A 17,254-nucleotide genomic window follows, 5' to 3' on the forward strand; every position below is an offset into this window, starting at 1 on the left:
GAATGACCGAACGTCGCGACTACCTCTCGAAGTCTCCCTTCCGTAGCGGCATGCTCGCCGCAGCGGCTTGGTTCGGCGTCCTGCTGGCCGCTCCCACCGTGCAGGCGGGCGAGCCGCCGGTCGGTGCGCGCACCGTCGACCTGACCGCGCGGGAACAGCCGATCGGCCAGTTCCTGCAAGCCTTCTACAGCCAGCTGGGCGTGCCGGTTTCGGTCTCGCCCGGCGTCACCGGCACCATCAACGGCCTGTTCCGCGGCCCGGCCGGCAAGATCCAGGCGGACGTCTCCAAGGCCTTCGACCTGATCACCTACTACGACGGCTCGGCGGTGCACGTTTACACTGCCGCCCAGATCTCCAACCGCAGCTTCCCGCTGTCGGGCTCGGCCGCGCGCCGGGTCGACCGCAGCGCTCGCCAGCTGGGCCTGCTGGATGATCGCGACACCCTGCGCACCACCTCCGACCTGCTGGTGGCCACTGGCACGCCACGCTTCCTGCAGCAGATCGACGATCTGGCGCGGGGCGGAGCGCAAGCCGAAGCCATCTCGCCGACCTTGCAGTACCGGGTGTTCTACCTGCGCTACGGCTGGGCCGAGGACGTCAGCCTCAGCGTCGGCGCCAAGCAGGTGCAGATCCCGGGCGTGGCCTCGATCATCCGCTCGCTGGTCAGCACCGATCCCAAGGAGCGCGCCGGTTCCAGCGCCCGCACCGAAACCCCGATCCCGGCCGCGGTGCAGGGGCTGCGCGGCCAGGGCCTGGCGACGTTGGGCACGCCCAACCCGTCCGGTCCCGCCTATTTCGACGCGACCCAAAACGCCAATGGCACTCTTGGCCTGCCGCTGGCCTCCGAGCAGACCGGCGCCTTCTCGCCGCAGAACCCGGTGCGCGTGCAGGCCGACAGCCGCCTCAACGCCATCATCGTCCGCGACATCGCCGAGCGCATGCCCGCCTACGAAGAGCTGGTCCGCGCCCTGGACGTCGAGCCGCAATTGCTGGAGATCGAGGCGGCGATCATCGACATCGACACGGGCCGAGCCCGCGACCTGGGCATCAACTGGCGCTTCGACGACGGCAACGGCGGCATCCAGTTCGGCCGGGGTCCCAACGCGCCGGCAGGTCTGGAAGACGGCGGCCTGATCCGCGGTCAGACCTCGCCCCGCTCGGCGGCGGGCCTGGTGGCCTCAACCATCATCGGCAATGGCGACTACTTCGCCGCCCGCCTGAACGCCCTGGAGACCGAGGGCGTCGCCCGGATCGTCTCGCGCCCGCAGGTCGTGACCCTGTCGAATATCGAGGCGGTGTTCGAAAACAGCCGCGACTTCTACGTCCGCCTGGCGGGCGAGCGCGATGTCGACCTGTTCAACGTTTCAGCTGGCACCACACTGCGCGTCACCCCGCACGTGACCCGCGACGAGAACGGCGCGCGCATCCGCATGCTGGTCAGCATCGAGGACGGTTCGCTGACCAATGACCGCGTCGACAACATCCCCGTGGTGCGCCGCGCCGCCCTGAACACCCAGGCGATGATCGCCGAGGGCCAGAGCATGTTGCTGGGCGGCCTGACCGTGCAGTCCGACACCCGCGACACCAGCAAGATCCCGGTGCTGGGCGGCATTCCGGTGCTGGGCAACCTGTTCAAGGTGCAGTCGCGCAGCAGCGGCCGCATCGAGCGGATGTTCCTGATCACGCCGCGCCTGGCCTCGGTGGGGCAACCGCGGGCGATCCCCGCCGGCCTGCGCTACGACGCGCCGGTCCAGGGCGTGGAGAACGCGCCGCTGCCGCCCGCGCCGCCGCTGGCCACCAAGACCCGCTCGACCCCCGTCGCGGTCGCGCCGCCGCCACCCCCGCCTCCGCCGCCGCCCCCGGCGACCATGCAGCCCATCCCCAATCCTTAAAGCGAGAGACGTCCCATGCTGGCCCAGAACGCCGCCGTCGAACGCGACGACAATCCTGCCGAAGATCCCTTGGCCGACGCTGGCCCGGTCCTGATCCTGAAGGTCCTGGCCGGCCGGGCCCAGGGCGCCGCGGCACCGCTGGCCCTGGGCGAGACGGTGACCATCGGCCACGACCTGGACTGCGACGTCGTCCTGCGCGATCCCAGCGCCAAAGGTATTCGGCTGCGGCTGACCCCGGCCTCGCCCTCGGCCGAGGTCGAGGTGCTGGCGGGCGAGATCGAACTTCTCGGCCACGCCCTGACCGCGCCAGCCCATGCCATGCTGCCGGCCTATCTGCCGCTGATGATCGGCGACAACGCCCTGGCGGTGGGCGCGCCCGACAGCCCGCGCTGGAGCGAGGCCGAACGCCTGCTGGGCGCCAGCCAGCGTCCGGTCAATGACGATGAGGGCGAGGCGGAGCCCGTGCCGGCCTCGATGGCGTCCAGCGCCTTGGACGTGCTGGCCGGCTGGCGCTCGATCCTGGGACGGGCCGGGGCGATGGTCCGCAAGACCCCGCACGCCGCCTCGATCCTGGTGTTTGGCGGAGCCCTGGCCTGCGTGACCTACGCCGCCGCCAACGCGCCGCTGTGGGACGCTCGCCGCCCCGACACCGGCCGGGTGCACGACATGCTGAGCCAGAATGGCTTTGCGCGCCTGGCCGTCAAGGACAGCCCTACCGAGGGCAAGGTGGTGATCGGCGGGGTGCTGGCGCGGGAAAGCGACAAGGAGCGCCTGCACCAGATCGTCGACACCCGCCGCCTGCCGGCGCGGATCGAGGTGGTGACCGGCGAAGGCTTGGCCAAGAGCGTCGAGGACGTCTTCAGCGCCAGCGGCCTGCCGGCGGCGGCGCGGCCCGAGGGCCTGGCCGGCGTCCGCGTCGAGGTCGCCGGGTCCGCCGAACGCGTCGCCGAGATCGAGCGCACCGTGCGCACCGACGTGCGCGGCCTGCGGGCCCTGACGATCGAGCGCCGTCCGGGCGAGGACAAGGCCGGCAAGCTGTTCGAGGACGGTCCCGGCAAGCGCGTCGTCTCGGTCGTCGCAGGCGAGGCCGGCTTCGTCACCACGGCCGACGGGGCCCGCTACTTCACCGGCTCGGTCCTGCCCACCGGCGACCGGATCGTCCAGGTCGCCAGCCAGAGCGTCACCGTCGAGAAGGACGGCCGCACCACCCAGCTCATGTTCTGAACCACCCAACCCTCACTGCTTCACGGGAGAAAAGTCATGTCGGATAGCGTCAACAACTTCGGTAGCGGCGGCTTCGGTTCGCTGTCGATCGCGCCGGGCCTGAACGGCTCCAACAGCAAGAACCGCCCGGGTTCGTGGTTCGAGGCCATGGCCCACGCTTGGGGTCAAACGCTGGACGCCCAGGCCACCCGCATCACCGAGCTGTCGGACCAAATCAGCGTCGGCGGCGAGGACAAGCCCTCGACCATGGCCATGCTGACGGCCGAGAGCCTGCGGATGAACTTCATGGCCAATTCGGAATCCACCTCGGTCGACAGCGTCGGCCGGGCGCTGGAGACCATGGCCCGCAAGAACTGAGGCCCGCCATGTCCATCGAAGCCGCCAGCGCGGCCGGGGCTCTGGTTCCGCCGGACTTCCAGGTCACCCAGGCGCCCTACGGGGCGTCGATCACCGACGCGGTCCAGTTCCAGGGGGCCATGCACGCCGCCTACAGCAACGCGGTCCCGGTCAACGGAACCGAGCCGCTGGGCGGGGCCATGAAGGGCGCCTTCCAGCAGCTGGAGGTGGTCAACGGCCAGGCCTCCAGCCTGGCCGAACACGCCAAGGCCGCCGAGGCCAAGGGCGCGGCGGTGTCGCCCGGCGAGATGATCGGTCTCACCGTGCGCTGCCACGAGTTCATGTTCAGCTGCCAGCTGACCTCCAACATCGCCAACCGCACGTCCGACGGGCTGCAACAGCTGTTCCGTCAACAATCGTAAGGAGCGCGGGTCATGCGCAGAGGCGTAATCGCCGGGGTTCTCGTCGCCGTCGCCCTTCTGATGGCGGGGTGCGCCGAGAAGGAGCTCTACGGGGGTCTCACCGAACGGGAGGCCAACGAGATGGTGGCGGTGCTGCAGAGCGCCGGCGTCGGAGCCTCCAAGGCGTCGAAGGACGGCAAGCTGTGGTCGCTGCGCACCGAGTCGGGCGACTTCCCCCGCGCGATCGCCGTGCTGCATGACCAGGGCTATCCGCGCGACAAGTTCGAGAGCCTGGGCGAGGTCTTCAAGAAGGAAGGCTTCGTCTCCTCGCCGATGGAGCAGCGCGCGCGGCTGATGTACGGCCTCAGCCAGGAACTGAGCCAAACCGTCTCCTCGATCGACGGCGTGGTGCAGGCCCGGGTGCACATCGCCGTGCCCGAGGCCGATCCCTTGGCCGACGAGCCCAAGCCGTCCTCGGCCTCGGTATTCATCCGTCACAACCCCGATGTCGACCTTTCCAGCCAGGTCGGCTCGATCAAGGCCCTGGTGACCAACTCGATCGAGGGCCTGCCCTACGACCGGGTGACGGTGGTGATGTTCCCGGCCCGCCCGGTGGCCGCACCGCCGCCGACCCCGGCCAAGTCGTTCACCGCGCCGCTGCTGGCCATCCTGGCCGCGATCGTCGGGGTGGGGCTCTACATCGCCTCGCGGATGAAGAAGAAGGCGCCGCAGCCGGTGCTGACTCTGCAGCCGACGCGGAGCTCGATCCCATGAGCGCCGCTCGCCGCGTCGAGATCGCCGCCCGGGCTCGCGCCCTGAGCGGCGCGGACCTGGGGCCGCGGGCCCGGCGGCTGGCCGAGCGCCTCAATGCTCCGGCTCAGCTTGCCTTCGCCGAGATTGCCGCTGCGCCGGACTGGGTACTGTGGCCGGAGGCGGCGCGGCAGGATCTCGCCCGCGCGGCCGGCGTCGCGGCCTGTGCGCCGAAACTGCGGTGGACCATCGACGGCAAGGCGCTGCGGATCTTCGCCCAGACGATTGGCGCCGACCGTCTCGACGCCCTGCTGGCCGCGCCGGCCTTGGGCGAGATCGATGCGGTCGAGACCTTGCCCGACACCGCCGAGGCCCTGACCGCTCTGGGCGCGGCCGCGCTGCGCGCAGACGCAGAGGGACCAGCCCTGGCCAGCCGCCTCGCTGCGCTGCTTCCCGGCGCCGACCTCACGATCGACCCCGCCGCCGGCCGCGCCGCCGCGGCCCAGGCCCGGCAATGGCTGGCCACCCAGGAGACCTCCGCATGAGCTACGTCCTGCTGGCCAGCGCCCCGACGGCGGCCCTGCTGAGCGACCAGGCGGTCATTCCGGCCAAGGACGTTGGGCGCCTGGAGACCGCCGCCGAACTGGTCGAGACCCTGGAGGCGCATCGCGACGCCGTCGCTCGCCATGCTCGCGCCGAAGGCTTCGAGGCTGGCCGCGCCGAGGGCCTGGACCAGGCCGCTCGCCACGTCGCCGAGACCCTGGCCGAGATGCACCGCGTGCTGGACGCCGAGCGCGCCCGCCTGCGCGGTCAGGCCGCGACCCTGGCGCTGGACATCGTCCGCCGCATTGCCGTCGATCTCGGCCCCGACGCCACGCTCGCCGCCCTGGCCGAACGGGCCGTGCGCGACCTGCTGCCCCAGGAGCCGATCCGCGTCCGCGTGGCCGCCGAGCGGGTGGGGGCGGTGTCCGCGCGGCTGTGGCCGATCCACGAGCGGGTCGAGGTTGCCGCCGAGCCGGGCCTTTCTCCCGACGCGTGCCTGATCGACACGCCCTCGGGCCATGTCCGCGCCGGGCTGGACGTCCAGCTGGCGGCGCTGGAAGCGGTGTTCGCGCGGGTCGAGACCGAGGCCGCCGCATGACCGTGGAAACGCCCGACCTTCTGCAGGCCGCCCTGCGCCGCACCCGCACCGTCGAGCGCCGCGGCCGCGTGGCCCAGGCCTTCGGCACCACGATCCGCGCCACCGGCCTGGACGTGCGCATCGGCCAGGAGTGCGAGATCCTCGACCCCGCCGGCGGCGCGGCGATCAAGGCCCAGGTCGTGGGCCTGCAGGACGGCGCAGCGATCCTCACCCCGATGGCTAGCCTGGACGGTTTGTCGGTCGAGGCCGAGGTCGTGGCCGGTCCCAGTCGCGGCGAGATCGCGGTCGGCGACGGTCTGCTGGGCCGGGTCATCGACGCTCATGGCAATCCTCTCGACGACCTGGGGCCGATCGTCGGGACCTCGCGCCTGTTCCCCGTTTTTGCCGATGCGCCCAATCCCCTCCAGCGGCCGCCGATCGACGCGACCTTCGCCACCGGTGTCCGGGCCGTCGACACGATGCTGACCACCGGCGTCGGTCAACGGGTTGGGGTGTTCGCCATGGCCGGCGGCGGCAAGTCGACCTTGCTGGGCATGTTCGCCCGCCACGCCCGCTCGGACGTCAATGTCATCGCCCTGATCGGCGAACGCGGTCGCGAGGTGCGCGAGTTCCTGGACGACAGCCTGGGTCCGGAGGGGCTGGCCCGCTCGGTGGTCATCGTCTCGACCTCCGACCGGCCGGCCATGGAGCGGGTGCGGGCCGCCCACATCGCCACCGCCATCGCCGAGGGGTTCCGCAGCCAGGGCCGCAAGGTCATGCTGCAGATGGACAGCGTCACCCGCTTCGCCCGCGCCCTGCGCGAGATCGGCCTGTCGGTCGGCGAGCCGGCCGTGCGCCGGGGCTTTCCGCCGTCGGTCTTTGCCGAGCTGCCGCGCCTGTTCGAACGGGCCGGTTCCGCGCCCGGCGGTGGCGCGATCACCGCCTTCTACACCGTGCTGGTCGAGGACGAGGACGGCGGCGACCCGGTCGGCGAGGAAGTCCGCTCGATCCTGGACGGCCACATCTATCTGTCGCGCAAGCTGGGCCAGGCCGGCCACTATCCGGCTATCGACATCCCCGCGAGCCTCAGCCGCCTCTATCCGCGCCTGGTGAGCCCGGCCCGGCAGGCCGCCGCCATGAAGGTTCGCGCCTGGATGGCCAAATATGCCGAGGTCGAGTTCCTGCTCCGCATCGGCGAGTACAAGCCCGGCGGCGATCCGCAGGCCGACGAGGCTATCGCCGCGTGGCCGGCCATCAACGCCCTGCTGCGCCAGACGCCCCACGACCGCGTCAGCCTCGACGAGGCCTGGGCCGCGCTGGAGGCCCTGGCCGCATGACGCCCGCCCGCAAGATCGAAGCCCTGACCCCGGTGGTGAAGCTGCGCGAGCGGCGGCTGGACCTGGCTCGCCAGGCCGCCGCCCAGGCGCAGGAGGCGGTGGCGACCGCCGCTGGCTTGCTGGCGCGGGCCGAGGCGGCCGTGGTGAGCGCCGAGGACGAGGCCCAGCAACTCGACGTCTGGTTCGCCGAGCAGCTGAGCGGTTCGGCCGCCGTCATCCAGGCCGGCCTAGCGCGACGCGAGACCCTGGCGGCCGCAAAGGTCCAAGCCGTGCGTGACCGCGACGCCGCCCGCGACACCCTGGACGCCGCCCGGGCGATCCTGGCTGACGCCATCGCGGTGGTCATGCGGGCCGAGGGTCGGCGCGACGCCACGCGCGACCAGCTTTCGGGCGCCCGCGTCCAGCGTCTTCTCGACCGCGAAGAGCGCGAACAGCTCGAACTCGAAGATCTGACCAGGAGGCGCGCGTGGTGACCGGACGCGACATCGACACCAGCGCCGACCGCGTGCGCACGCCCAATCCCGCGCCCCGGCAGTCCAATGCGCCGATCACGCCCGACTGGCGCGGCGGCGACGACTTCTCGGCCTTTCTGCGCGCCGCCGAACCGCGCGAGCGCCAGCAGGTGAAAAGCCAGCCCAAGGCCGTCAAGCGCGAGGAAAAGGAGCGCGAAGGCGAGGGGCTGTCGGCGCTATTCGGCCCCGCGCCGGCCCAGGCCCAGGCGGCCAAGAGCGAAAGCGGCGATACCGGCGCGATCACCGGCTTCGCGCCGACGGCTCAGGGCGGCGCGCAAGCTGAAATGGCCATCCCCGTTCCCACCGCCGGCGGCACGGCTGGCGACGTCACCGCCCTGATGGCGACCATGGACCGGGCCTGGGCCGCGGCGATGGGCGATAAGGGCAAGACCTTGAACGTCTTCATCGAACAGGCCTCGGTCGTGGGCCTGGGCGTCAAGCGCGGGGCCGACGGCTCGCTGTCGTTGATCCTGGCCGCGCGGCCAGATGCGACGCCGGAGGTCACCAAGTCGCTGGAAGCCCTGCGCCGTCGCCTGGAAGCCCGCGGGCTGTCGCTGTCGGAGCTGCGGCTGGCGCTCGGGGACGAGGGCCTGGACCCTAAGGTCCCGGGGACGCTGGCGTGAGGGCTGTGGCCTCAGAACGCCGGCAGGCCGAAGCGGTCGCCGCGATCGGCGCGGGCGCTGCGCAGCACCGCCTCGGCGATCTGGTCGGGCGCATCGCCGGTCCGCCAGCGTTCGGCCAGGGTCTGGACCAGCCGGCGGCTACGGGCGTCGTGCAGGCCCTCGGCCGGGTCCTCGATGTCGATCAGCAGCTTGTCGGCGTAGAGGCCGGCGGCCCGGGGCGAGGCCGAGACCAGATCCAGGATGAGGGTCGCGGCGGCGCGGAACGCCTCGTCGTCCAGCCGCTCTCGAGCGACGTCGCGCACCAGCCAAACGCACAGGAATTCCAGCGGACCCACCGGCCGCGAGGCTGTGTCCAAACGACCGGGCAGGGCGCCCCAGGCCGGTACGCGGGTCGAGGGCAGGCGAGCGGTGATCAGCGCATGGGCCAGAGCTTCGGCGGCCAGCGCCTTGACGGCCGGCGAGCCGAAATGACCGAGGGCGGCCAGCAGCTTGGCGAAACCGGGATAGAGCGCCTCGCCGAAGCCGTCGCAGACGCGCTCCAGCACGTCGACACGGCCGTCGAGGGTGGTCTGGGCTTGAAGGCCGGCGGCCAGGGCCGCCGCGCCGCCTCGCCAGTCGGGTTCGGCTTTGAGGGCTCTCTCGGCCACCTAGAACAGGCCGTCGTGTCGCAGTTCGGTCAAGCGGTCGATGACCGTACGGGTGGCCTCGTCGGCGCCCAGGCCAGACGCGGCCAGGTCGATCGCGCCGGCTTCCGAGGCGCTGAACGCCGAGAAGTCGCCGAACGGTTCGGAGTCGCCGCGGCGCGACGCGCCCGTGTCGAGGTCGAGACGCGCGGCCCAGGCGGACGACAGGCCCTGCAGGTCGTTGCGGATCGTGCTCATGACGGTCTCCTTCACAGCCTAGATAAGCAAATCGGGCCGATCGAGCCATGCGGGTTTTCCCTAGAGGGCCGCGCATGACCCTGACTCAACGGGCAAGGCCGCTGTCCGATCCGGCCTGGACCGCCCTGGCGGCCCTGGACCTGGCCGTGGCGGCCTTCGAGGGGGCGCCGCCGCGTCTGTCCTGGCGCAGTCCCGCCTTCGCCCGCCTGCTGCCGGCGCTGGAGGAGGGGGCCTCGCCCGGGGCGGTGCTGAGCCCGGCCTTCGACGCCGCCGCGCGCGGCGAACCGGCCTGGGTCGCCTCGCCCGAGGATGGCGCGGTGTTCGAAGCCCGCGCCTCGCGCGACGCCGACGACCGCGTCTGGCTGATGCTGACCAGCGCCGAGGAGCGCCAGGCCGCCGAGGGCCGGCGGCTGGCCGATCGCGAACGGCTGCTGCTGACCTCGCGGATGATGTCGGTCGGCGAGATGGCCTCGATGATCGCCCACGAGCTGAACCAGCCGATCGGTTCGATCGCCAATATCGTCCGCGGGCTGCGGGCTCGGGCTGCGCGCGGGGCCCTAACGCCTGAGACTCAGGACGAGGCGCTGGCCAAGGCGTCGGACCAGGCGCTCTACGCCGCCGACGTCATCCAGCGCATCCGCGGCTTCGTCGAGCAGCGCAAGCCCAAGGCCGAGCCGCTGGCCCTGGCCGGCCTGGCTCGCGCGACGCTGGACCTGCTGGACTGGGAGATCGTCCGCGACCGGGTCCAGGCGCGTTCGGACCTGGCTGACGATCTGCCGCCGGTGCTGGGCGACGCAGTGATGGTCCAGCAGGTGCTGGTCAATATCGCCCGCAACGGCCTGGACGCCATGCGCGACCGGCCGGGGCTTCGCCGCCTGACGCTGGCGGGCGCGGTCAGCGCCGACGGCCGCTTCGTCGAGGTGACGATCGCCGACACCGGGCCGGGCGTGCCCGACGACCAAGCCCTGCGCCTGTTCGCGCCGTTCAATTCGACCAAGGCCGGCGGCATGGGCGTTGGCCTGGGGATCTGCCGCTCGATCGTCGAGCTGCACCGGGGACGGCTGTGGCACGCCGCCGCGCCCGGAGGGGGAAGTGTCTTTCACATCGCGCTGCCGATTGCGCAGCAGGAGGATGAATCATGACCCCCACATCCGAACCGGCCGCAGCCGGCGCGGTCTGCCTGGTCGACGACCACGGCGAGTTCCGGGAGTCGGCCGCCTGGTGGCTCGAGAGCCTGGGCTACGCCGTCAGCACCTACGACGACCCGCGCACCTTCCTGGACGCCGGCGATCCGCCGGCCGGCAGCTGCCTGGTGCTGGACGTCCGGATGCCGGGCATGTCGGGCTTGGAACTGCTGGACGCCCTGCGCGCCCGGGGCTGCGAGCGTCCGGTGATCTTCATGAGCGGCCACGGCGACGTGCCCCTGGCGGTCGAGGCGATGAGCAAGGGCGCGGTGACCTTCCTGGAGAAGCCGTTCCGCGAGGCGGCGCTGGAGGCGGCCCTTAAGAAGGCCTTCGCCAGCCTGCCGGCCGCGTCGCCCGAGCAGGACGACTTCCAGCAGCGCCTCTCGACCCTGACCGAGCGCGAGCGGCAGGTGATGGACCTGGTGGTCGGCGGCGACGTCAACAAGGTCATCGCCTACAAGCTGGGCATCAGCCCCAAGACGGTCGAGCTGCACCGCTCGCGGATCATGACCAAGATGGGGGCGACCAACGTCTCCAACCTGGTGCGGATGGCGGTGGCCGGCCGCGTGGACGGCGCGCGATGAGCGAGCTCCTGACACCCGAACCGCTGATCGCCCGCCTGCCGCCGCTGTCGCCCAGGCTGGCGGCCGCCCGCGAGCGGATGCTGTCGATCCTGACCCGTTCGGCGGGCGGCCTGACCCTTAAGGCGGCCATCGTCGAAGAAGCGCCCGACGGTCCGTGGGTGGTGTTCGACACCCTCGCCGGCCGGGTCGGTCTAATTCCGGCCGAGGACGAGGCGCCGCAGCGCGACCATGCCGAGCTGCTGGCCCGCCTGGACCGGCTGGAGCCGCTGCTGGCGGCGCTGGAGGCCGGCGACTTCGCCTTCGATCCCGTCGATGTCGAGGACGGCGCCGAGGCGGCGCTTCTCGTCCGGGTCGAGGCCTTCGACGCCGAGGCCGTGCGCCGTCACGCGGTGGTGCTGGCCCTGGACTTGGCCGCCGCCGAGGCCTGGCCGGAGCCGGCCGCAGGGGAGGCGGATCTGTCGGCGCTGGCCGTGCCGCTGCCTGTCGTCCTGACGCTGGACGGTCCGAGCGTCCCGGCCAGTCAGAACCTCGGCGTCGGCGACGTCGTCCTGCTGCCGTTCGGCGTCGAGCGTCTGTTCACCGCCACTATCGCCGTCGCCGATCGCCGTGCGCGCGGCGCCTTTTCACCCGCCGGGGGGCGGTTCTCCGTCAACAGTCTGGAGCCGATCGCCATGAGCGAGCTGTCCGCGCGCGTCGAAGCCGCCGCATCCCCCGATCCCGCCGTCCTGGCCACCGCCGACCTGCCCGTGACGCTGCGGGTGGCCCTGGGCGAGGTGACGCTGAGCGTGGCGCAGCTGGCGGCCCTGCGGCCCGGCTCGACCGTCACGCTGGAGGTCCCCCCCGCCGAGGCCCGCGCCGTGCTGCTGGCCGGCGATCGCACCGTGGCCGCCGGGCGGCTAGTGGCCCTTGGCGAGGCCTATGGCCTGGTCATAGACAGCCTGGAGGCCTGATCCGGATGGACCTTACCCAGTTCTCGCCCGGCTCGGCGCTGATCACGGTCATCCTGCTGGCCCTGGCGCCGTTCGTGGCGGTGATGGTGACATCCTTCACCAAGATCGTCGTGACCCTGAGCCTGCTGCGCAATGCTCTCGGCCTGCAGCAGGTGCCGCCCAACATCGTGCTGAACGGCCTGGCGCTGATCCTCACTCTGTACGTGATGTACCCGGTCGCGCAGGACATCGGCCGGGTTACGGCCAACCAGGCGCCGACCACCGCGATCAGCAGCGACACCAAGCAGCTCTACAACTATGTCGAACGCGCCAAGGAGCCGCTGCGGGGCTTCCTGATCAAGCATTCCAGCCCGCGCGAGCGCGCCTTCTTCATGAAGACCGCCCGTCGCATCAACACCCCCGAGCGCGCCGCCGCCATCACCGAACGCGACTTCATCGTGGTGGTCCCGGCCTTCACCGTCTCGGAGTTGTCGGCCGCCTTCCAGATCGGCTTTCTCATCTTCCTGCCGTTCCTGATCATCGACCTCGTCGTGTCCAACATCCTGTTGGCCATGGGGATGATGATGCTGTCGCCCACCACCGTGAGTTTGCCGTTCAAGCTGCTGCTGTTCGTCCTGATCGACGGCTGGGTGAAGCTGGCCCACGGCCTCGTTCTCTCTTACGCCTGAAGGAGGCCGCCATGATGAATTCCCAAGCCATCGAGCTGGTGAACCAGGCCCTGTGGCTGGTGCTGGTGCTGTCGGCCCCGCCGATCGCCGCGGCCTCGATCGTCGGCCTGCTGGTCGCCATCGTCCAGTCGGCCACCCAGCTGCAGGAGCAGACCCTGCAGTACGCCGCCAAGTTCTTCGCCATCGTGCTGACCATCTTCGCCACCGCCAGCCTGGTGGGCGGCTCGCTGTATCGGTTCGGCGACCGGGTGTTCACCGAGTTTCCGGCCATGATCCGCCGATGAGTCCAACTCCGGACTGGATGACCGCCGTCTTCGGCCAGACCCTGGTGCTGGCCGTGGGCGCGACGCGGATCGCGGCGGCGTTCGCCCTGATGCCGCTGCTGTCTCCCGACACCGTGCCGCCGCTGGTGCGCAACTCGATCTTCCTGTGCTTCGGGATCATCGTCGTGACCCTGCAGCCGCAGGTGACCCAGCTGCATTTGCCGACCGTCCAGTGGCTGCTGATCTTCGGCAAGGAGGCGCTGGTCGGGGTGATCATCGGCTTCTTCTTCTCGACCATGCTGTGGGCGTTCGAGGCGGCCGGCCAGATCATCGACGCCAAGGTCGGGGCGACCATGGCCCAGGTCGTCGACCCGCTGAGCGGCCACCAGACCTCGCTGACCGGCGAGTTCATGGCCCGCCTGGCCAATTTCGTCTTCATGTTCGCCGGCGGTCTGCTGCTGATGGTCGGCACGATCCTGGACAGCTACGTGCTGTGGCCGATCGGCAGCCTGTCGCCAGTGCTCAGCCTGCGCAGCCTGGCCCTGTTCGAGGGCGAGTTTTCGCGACTGATGACCATGGCCGTGATGCTGGCCGCACCGGCCCTGGTGGTGCTGTTTCTTGTCGATGCGGGCCTGGGCTTGGCCAACCGCTATGCGCCGCAGCTGAACGTCTTCGCCCTGGGCCTGGCCATCAAGGCCTGGATCGCCACGGCGGTGCTGGTGGCGATGATGACGGGCCTGGTCCAGCTGCTGCTGAACGAGATGGGTGCGCGGCCCGCGGTGATCCTGCAGGTGCTGAAGACCATGTCGCGGGTGGCGAGCTAGGGTTTTCCCCAATGGGATAAGCCCCAGCTATCGGCCGGGTCGGCGCCGGACCAAGCTCCTTTCCGAGGCCGATGAGCGGCCGAACCTTCTGGAAAGGGGCTTTCCCATGACCACGATCAACGGGGCGCTGACCGGCGCGATCAACGCCACCCTGCTGTCCGGCTTCGCCGCCCAACTGGGCAAGTCGATGAACTTCGGCGTGATGCAGTTCTCGCTGGCCTCGGCCGCCGGCGGCGCAGTGTGGGCCCCGCCCGAGGCCCCGCGCTTCACCGCGACCATGCCCTCGGAAGGCAAGGCGCAGGTCGACATCGGCGACGGCTACACCCTGTCGATCGACGAGGCCAATTCCGAGATCATCGTCAAGGACGCCGATGGCAACGCCACGCGGATCTGGGGCGACCCTCACTTCGAATATAACGGCAAGGCGGTCGGCGACTTCTGGGGCGCCACGACCCTGCAACTCGAGAACGGCACGAAGATCACCATCAACACCGAGAAGTCGCAGGACGGCCGCGACATGACCTATGCCAGCCAGGTGGTGGTCACCCGTGGCGACCAGGCGGTGGTCATCGACGGCGTCAGCGAGCTGACTAAGGGCGATCTCTCCGTCTCGCTGGGCGGCAACGGCTATGCGCTCGATGCGGCCAACGACGACGGCCTGGTGATCAACGAGAACGACGCCTCGACCAGCGGCTGGAGCAGCGACCTGACCGGCGCCGATGTCGGCCAGGCCGACTTCAACCTGACCCGCGACGAGAACAAGGCCCTGCTGGAAGGCCTGCAGAGCTTCAACAGCAGCCTCGGTTTGTTCCTGACCGGCTGGCTGCTGGGCGGCGGCGGGATCAGCCTGTTCGCCGGCGCCTCAGCCCAGGCCGAAACCAGCCTGGCGGCCCGCTTCCTGGGTCTGCCGACTCCGAACTTCTGAGACAACAAGCCTGCCTCCGGGTCCCACACCCCAAGCGCTCCGGTTCGCCGGAGCGCTTCCCTAGCCCCCGCCTCGGCGGGGGTTCTTTTTGTGAGCAGGGAGGAGGGCTAGCGGGCCAGCTCGTCGCGGGCGGCGTCGATCAGGCGCACGAAGCGCTCGACCGGATCCTGGCTGGCGCCGGGCAGGGGCGAGAGCTGGTCGCCCAGCGCGCGCAGCAAGGGCTCGACCAGCTGGGCGGTGGTCAGGTGCGGGCGCTCCTGGGCCTGGACGCGCAGGGCGCGGGCGAAGTCCATCAGGGCGCGCTCGATGCGGCCCGCGTCGACGGGCGAGCTGGACGACAGGCGCGCGGCGACGGTCTGGCCGGTCTGGGCCGTGAGGCTGCGGATGTCGCCGGCGACCTGGGCGTGACCCTGCTGGTGGAAATCGCTCCAGCCCTGGCTCAGCACCACGCCGCGATCGGCCCCGCCCAGCGGGTCGGCGACGGCGAAGCCGGCCATGGCGGCCATCGCTTCCACGGCCACCCGCGCGACATTGACGTGCTCGGCGGCGGGACGGGGAACATCTCCCGACAGCGAGACGCCGTCGATCGCTTCGATGGCTTTCATCGGGACGGTCCTTCGATGCGCGTGACCTTCAGGCTTGGCTTCAGGGCCGACCAGTCGACCGTCTCGCCGATGCGCTTGAAGCTGTTGGAGCCGTCGGCCAGATCCTCGTTCTCGCCGTCGAAGGTCAGGAGGGCGACGGAGCGGCCGTCGCGCAGCACGGCGAACTTGGCCCAGGGATAGGCCTGGACGATCTTCAGCCGCGTGCCCGGCCAGGCCGCATGGGCCTTGGCCAGGTCGTCGCCGACGGTCAGTGGAGCGCTGGTGAACAAGGCCAGGGCCGCCAGCCCAATGAGCATCTTCATGCCGTGATCCGTTACGGGTTCAGCATGTTCAACGCGTCGCGGCGCTCTTCGGCGAAGCGGTTGGCGACCGAGGTCTGCACCGCGGCGCTGGCGCTGGTGAAATAGGCCAGGCCGCCGTTGTCGCTGCGCCGGCCGCGCTCGTCATAGATGGCGTTGATCAGGGCGCGGTCGAAGGCGTCGCCTTCGCTGGGCGTGTGGCCCTCCGCGCGGACATTGGCGATGGCCCGGGCGATGGCTCCGGTCTCGGGCCCATGCTGCACGGCGGTCGACCATACCACGTCGCGCAGGGCGGCCGAGCGATTGGTGACGTCGATGCCGGTATTGCCCTGAACCTGGTCGGCCTGGACCTGGTAGTGGGTGCGCTGGATGTAGTCGTGCTGGGCGGCGCCGAAGGCTTCGGGCTCGCGCGCGGCGATCTCGCGCCAGGTGGCGCTGAAGGCGGCGGAGCCCGGGGTCGAGGCGCCGAACTCGGCGGCCCAGCGCTGGCCCTCGCTGGCGAGGAATTCCTGCGGCCGGTTGCGATTGCCGGCCAGTTGGTAGGTGCCATACGAGACGCCGCCCGGATCGCCGGTCCCCGACGAGACCGTGCCGGGACCGCGCCCGCCGGACTCGTACTGCTCGGAGAGGCCGCCGATGGCCTGCTGGTCGGTGTTGGCCGGCGCGGCGGTGGGGGTCTGGGTGGTCGGCGCGCCCTGCGTGCCGACATTGACCAGCACGTAGTTGAACCGCGACTGGTCGCCCAGGCTGCTCCAGAAGCTCTGGAAGTCGCCCGGCTTCATCGTCTGGCACCCGGCCGAGCCCGTGTTGCTGTTGCCGCCGGCGTGGAACAGGAACGAGCCGTCACTGCTCTGCACCGTCTTGTCGCCGGCCCCGATGCGGCCGTCGTGATTGGTGTCGCGGACGATATCGTGGGCTTCGGTCGGGCGCAGCACCTGGCCCAGATTGGCGCTGTGGCTCTTGCTGAAGGTCACCGTGCCCTCGGCGATGCGACCCAGCTCCTTGCGCCCGTCGCCGTCGGCGTCGCCGCCATAGCGGCCGTCGTACTGGCTGGACGGCTCGGTGGCGGCGGAGAACTCGCGGACCTGCGCGCCGGCCTGCAGCACCACGACCCGGTCGTCATAAGCGCCCTTGCCGTTGTTGGCGCTCAGCGCCGTATCGGTGCGCAGGCCCAGGATCACCTGCTTGCCGGCGGCGAGATCCGCCTTGGTCTGGGTGTCGCCATAGGTGTTCACATAGTTGGAATAGAGCTCGAACTTCTGGGCGTTGCTCATTCCCTCGGTAGAGGGCAGGGCGCCGGTCGGCGCGGCGGTCCCCGCGACGGGGGTGGTGTCGTTGGCCGGGCGGCTGGGCGTGCTGGCCGGCGCGCCGCCGCCGGGGATCACCAGTTCCTGGTTCGGCGAGATCAGGTTCGGATCGCGCAGGTTGTTGGCCTGAGCGATCGCCTGCCACGACACGCCCAGCTTGGCGCCGATCGCCGACAGGGTGTCGCCCGGCTTGACCACGTAGCTGCTGGCGCCCTCCCGCGGCGGCACATTCACCGCCTGGCCCTGACGGATCAGGTTCGGGTTGGCGATCTGGGGGTTGGCGGCCAACAGGCTGCTCAGGGATACGCCGCGCTCGGCGGCGATGCCCGACAGGGTCTCGCCGCTCTTGACGATGTGCTCGCTGGACGCGCTCCCGCTGGCGCTGCTGGTTTCCACGCTCTGGCGGCTGGCGGCAGATACTTGCATCGGACACGCTCCCTGGCGAACTCGACACGAAGCCTATGTCTGTCCGGAGGCGAGCGGCATTAGGGAGAACCCTAGCGCGCTGGCGATCAGCGACCGTTTTGAAAATTGGTTGACCAATTTACCGCCATGTATGGACTTCATTG

General features: G+C 70.7%; 22 protein-coding genes. 17 read left to right on the top strand and 5 right to left on the bottom strand.

Annotated elements, in window-relative coordinates; all coding sequences use genetic code 11:
- The first annotated feature begins 2 nt into the window (after nt 1-2).
- From sctC to E1H18_RS11960, 10 genes are read left to right on the top strand one after another with little or no spacing between them, the layout of a single operon-like run.
- The gene (sctC, locus tag E1H18_RS11915; protein WP_172268209.1) at nt 3-1,892 is read left to right on the top strand and encodes a type III secretion system outer membrane ring subunit SctC; all 1,890 of its coding nucleotides are present in this window, start codon (nt 3-5) and stop codon (nt 1,890-1,892) included.
- 15 nt (nt 1,893-1,907) lie between these two features.
- Entirely contained in the window at nt 1,908-3,116 is a 1,209-nt protein-coding gene (locus tag E1H18_RS11920; protein ID WP_172268212.1) for a hypothetical protein, read from the top strand.
- A 36-nt stretch (nt 3,117-3,152) separates the two neighbouring features.
- Nucleotides 3,153-3,473: a hypothetical protein gene (locus tag E1H18_RS11925; RefSeq protein WP_172268215.1), complete on the top strand. Its 321-nt coding sequence runs from the start codon at nt 3,153-3,155 to the stop codon at nt 3,471-3,473.
- A gap of 8 nt (nt 3,474-3,481) precedes the next feature.
- Nucleotides 3,482-3,874 (top strand): hypothetical protein, encoded by a 393-nt coding sequence (locus tag E1H18_RS11930; RefSeq protein ID WP_172268218.1) that lies wholly within the window; start codon nt 3,482-3,484, stop codon nt 3,872-3,874.
- 12 nt (nt 3,875-3,886) lie between these two features.
- Nucleotides 3,887-4,627 (top strand): type III secretion system inner membrane ring lipoprotein SctJ, encoded by a 741-nt coding sequence (sctJ, locus tag E1H18_RS11935; RefSeq protein ID WP_172268221.1) that lies wholly within the window; start codon nt 3,887-3,889, stop codon nt 4,625-4,627.
- Nucleotides 4,624-5,148, top strand: coding sequence for a hypothetical protein (locus E1H18_RS11940; protein ID WP_172268224.1), 525 nt, complete (start codon nt 4,624-4,626; stop codon nt 5,146-5,148). Before sctJ ends, E1H18_RS11940 begins: the two co-directional genes overlap by 4 nt.
- On the top strand, nt 5,145-5,744 hold the full coding sequence (locus E1H18_RS11945; protein ID WP_172268227.1) for a FliH/SctL family protein: 600 nt from the start codon (nt 5,145-5,147) through the stop codon (nt 5,742-5,744). Before E1H18_RS11940 ends, E1H18_RS11945 begins: the two co-directional genes overlap by 4 nt.
- Nucleotides 5,741-7,060 (top strand): FliI/YscN family ATPase, encoded by a 1,320-nt coding sequence (locus E1H18_RS11950; protein ID WP_172268230.1) that lies wholly within the window; start codon nt 5,741-5,743, stop codon nt 7,058-7,060. The genes E1H18_RS11945 and E1H18_RS11950 overlap by 4 nt, the downstream gene beginning before the upstream one ends.
- Nucleotides 7,057-7,533 carry a hypothetical protein gene (locus tag E1H18_RS11955; RefSeq protein ID WP_172268233.1) on the top strand — a complete coding sequence of 159 codons (477 nt, stop codon included), beginning with the start codon at nt 7,057-7,059 and terminating at the stop codon, nt 7,531-7,533. Before E1H18_RS11950 ends, E1H18_RS11955 begins: the two co-directional genes overlap by 4 nt.
- Nucleotides 7,530-8,195: a hypothetical protein gene (locus E1H18_RS11960; RefSeq protein WP_172268236.1), complete on the top strand. Its 666-nt coding sequence runs from the start codon at nt 7,530-7,532 to the stop codon at nt 8,193-8,195. Before E1H18_RS11955 ends, E1H18_RS11960 begins: the two co-directional genes overlap by 4 nt.
- 11 nt (nt 8,196-8,206) lie before the next feature.
- Here E1H18_RS11960 and E1H18_RS11965 read toward each other — a convergent pair whose 3' ends face one another.
- Both E1H18_RS11965 and E1H18_RS11970 read right to left on the bottom strand, forming a co-directional pair.
- Nucleotides 8,207-8,842, bottom strand: a complete 636-nt coding sequence (locus E1H18_RS11965) for a hypothetical protein (protein ID WP_172268239.1) — start codon at nt 8,840-8,842, stop codon at nt 8,207-8,209.
- On the bottom strand, nt 8,843-9,076 hold the full coding sequence (locus tag E1H18_RS11970) for a hypothetical protein (RefSeq protein ID WP_172268242.1): 234 nt from the start codon (nt 9,074-9,076) through the stop codon (nt 8,843-8,845).
- Between the two features lie 74 nt (nt 9,077-9,150).
- Between E1H18_RS11970 and E1H18_RS11975 the strand changes: the two genes are divergently transcribed.
- From E1H18_RS11975 to E1H18_RS12005, 7 genes are all read left to right on the top strand, one after another.
- Entirely contained in the window at nt 9,151-10,218 is a 1,068-nt protein-coding gene (locus tag E1H18_RS11975; protein WP_172268245.1) for a sensor histidine kinase, read from the top strand.
- The gene (locus E1H18_RS11980) at nt 10,215-10,844 is read left to right on the top strand and encodes a response regulator transcription factor (protein WP_172268248.1); all 630 of its coding nucleotides are present in this window, start codon (nt 10,215-10,217) and stop codon (nt 10,842-10,844) included. The genes E1H18_RS11975 and E1H18_RS11980 overlap by 4 nt, the downstream gene beginning before the upstream one ends.
- On the top strand, nt 10,841-11,794 hold the full coding sequence (locus E1H18_RS11985; protein WP_172268251.1) for a FliM/FliN family flagellar motor switch protein: 954 nt from the start codon (nt 10,841-10,843) through the stop codon (nt 11,792-11,794). Before E1H18_RS11980 ends, E1H18_RS11985 begins: the two co-directional genes overlap by 4 nt.
- Before the next feature lie 5 nt (nt 11,795-11,799).
- The gene (gene sctR / locus E1H18_RS11990) at nt 11,800-12,462 is read left to right on the top strand and encodes a type III secretion system export apparatus subunit SctR (protein WP_172268254.1); all 663 of its coding nucleotides are present in this window, start codon (nt 11,800-11,802) and stop codon (nt 12,460-12,462) included.
- An 11-nt stretch (nt 12,463-12,473) separates the two neighbouring features.
- A complete protein-coding gene (gene sctS, locus E1H18_RS11995) occupies nt 12,474-12,746 on the top strand; it encodes a type III secretion system export apparatus subunit SctS (protein ID WP_172268257.1) in 273 nt (90 codons plus the stop codon).
- A complete protein-coding gene (sctT, locus tag E1H18_RS12000) occupies nt 12,743-13,549 on the top strand; it encodes a type III secretion system export apparatus subunit SctT (protein WP_172268260.1) in 807 nt (268 codons plus the stop codon). Before sctS ends, sctT begins: the two co-directional genes overlap by 4 nt.
- Before the next feature lie 106 nt (nt 13,550-13,655).
- Complete coding sequence (locus tag E1H18_RS12005; RefSeq protein ID WP_172268263.1) at nt 13,656-14,474, top strand: DUF1521 domain-containing protein; 819 nt, start codon at nt 13,656-13,658, stop codon at nt 14,472-14,474.
- A 107-nt stretch (nt 14,475-14,581) separates the two neighbouring features.
- On the opposite strand, the gene E1H18_RS12010 is transcribed toward E1H18_RS12005, so the two are convergent.
- Genes E1H18_RS12010 through E1H18_RS12020 form a run of 3 tightly spaced genes read right to left on the bottom strand, consistent with a single transcriptional unit; the run spans nt 14,582 to nt 17,111 of the window.
- Nucleotides 14,582-15,079 carry a hypothetical protein gene (locus tag E1H18_RS12010; protein ID WP_172268266.1) on the bottom strand — a complete coding sequence of 166 codons (498 nt, stop codon included), beginning with the start codon at nt 15,077-15,079 and terminating at the stop codon, nt 14,582-14,584.
- Nucleotides 15,076-15,381 (bottom strand): hypothetical protein, encoded by a 306-nt coding sequence (locus tag E1H18_RS12015; RefSeq protein ID WP_172268269.1) that lies wholly within the window; start codon nt 15,379-15,381, stop codon nt 15,076-15,078. Before E1H18_RS12015 ends, E1H18_RS12010 begins: the two co-directional genes overlap by 4 nt.
- Nucleotides 15,382-15,392: 11 nt before the next feature.
- Nucleotides 15,393-17,111 (bottom strand): LysM peptidoglycan-binding domain-containing protein, encoded by a 1,719-nt coding sequence (locus E1H18_RS12020; RefSeq protein WP_172268272.1) that lies wholly within the window; start codon nt 17,109-17,111, stop codon nt 15,393-15,395.
- Nucleotides 17,112-17,254 lie beyond the last annotated feature (143 nt).

The organism is Caulobacter sp. RHG1 (assembly GCF_013181195.1).
Taxonomy (GTDB): Bacteria; Pseudomonadota; Alphaproteobacteria; order Caulobacterales; family Caulobacteraceae; genus Caulobacter.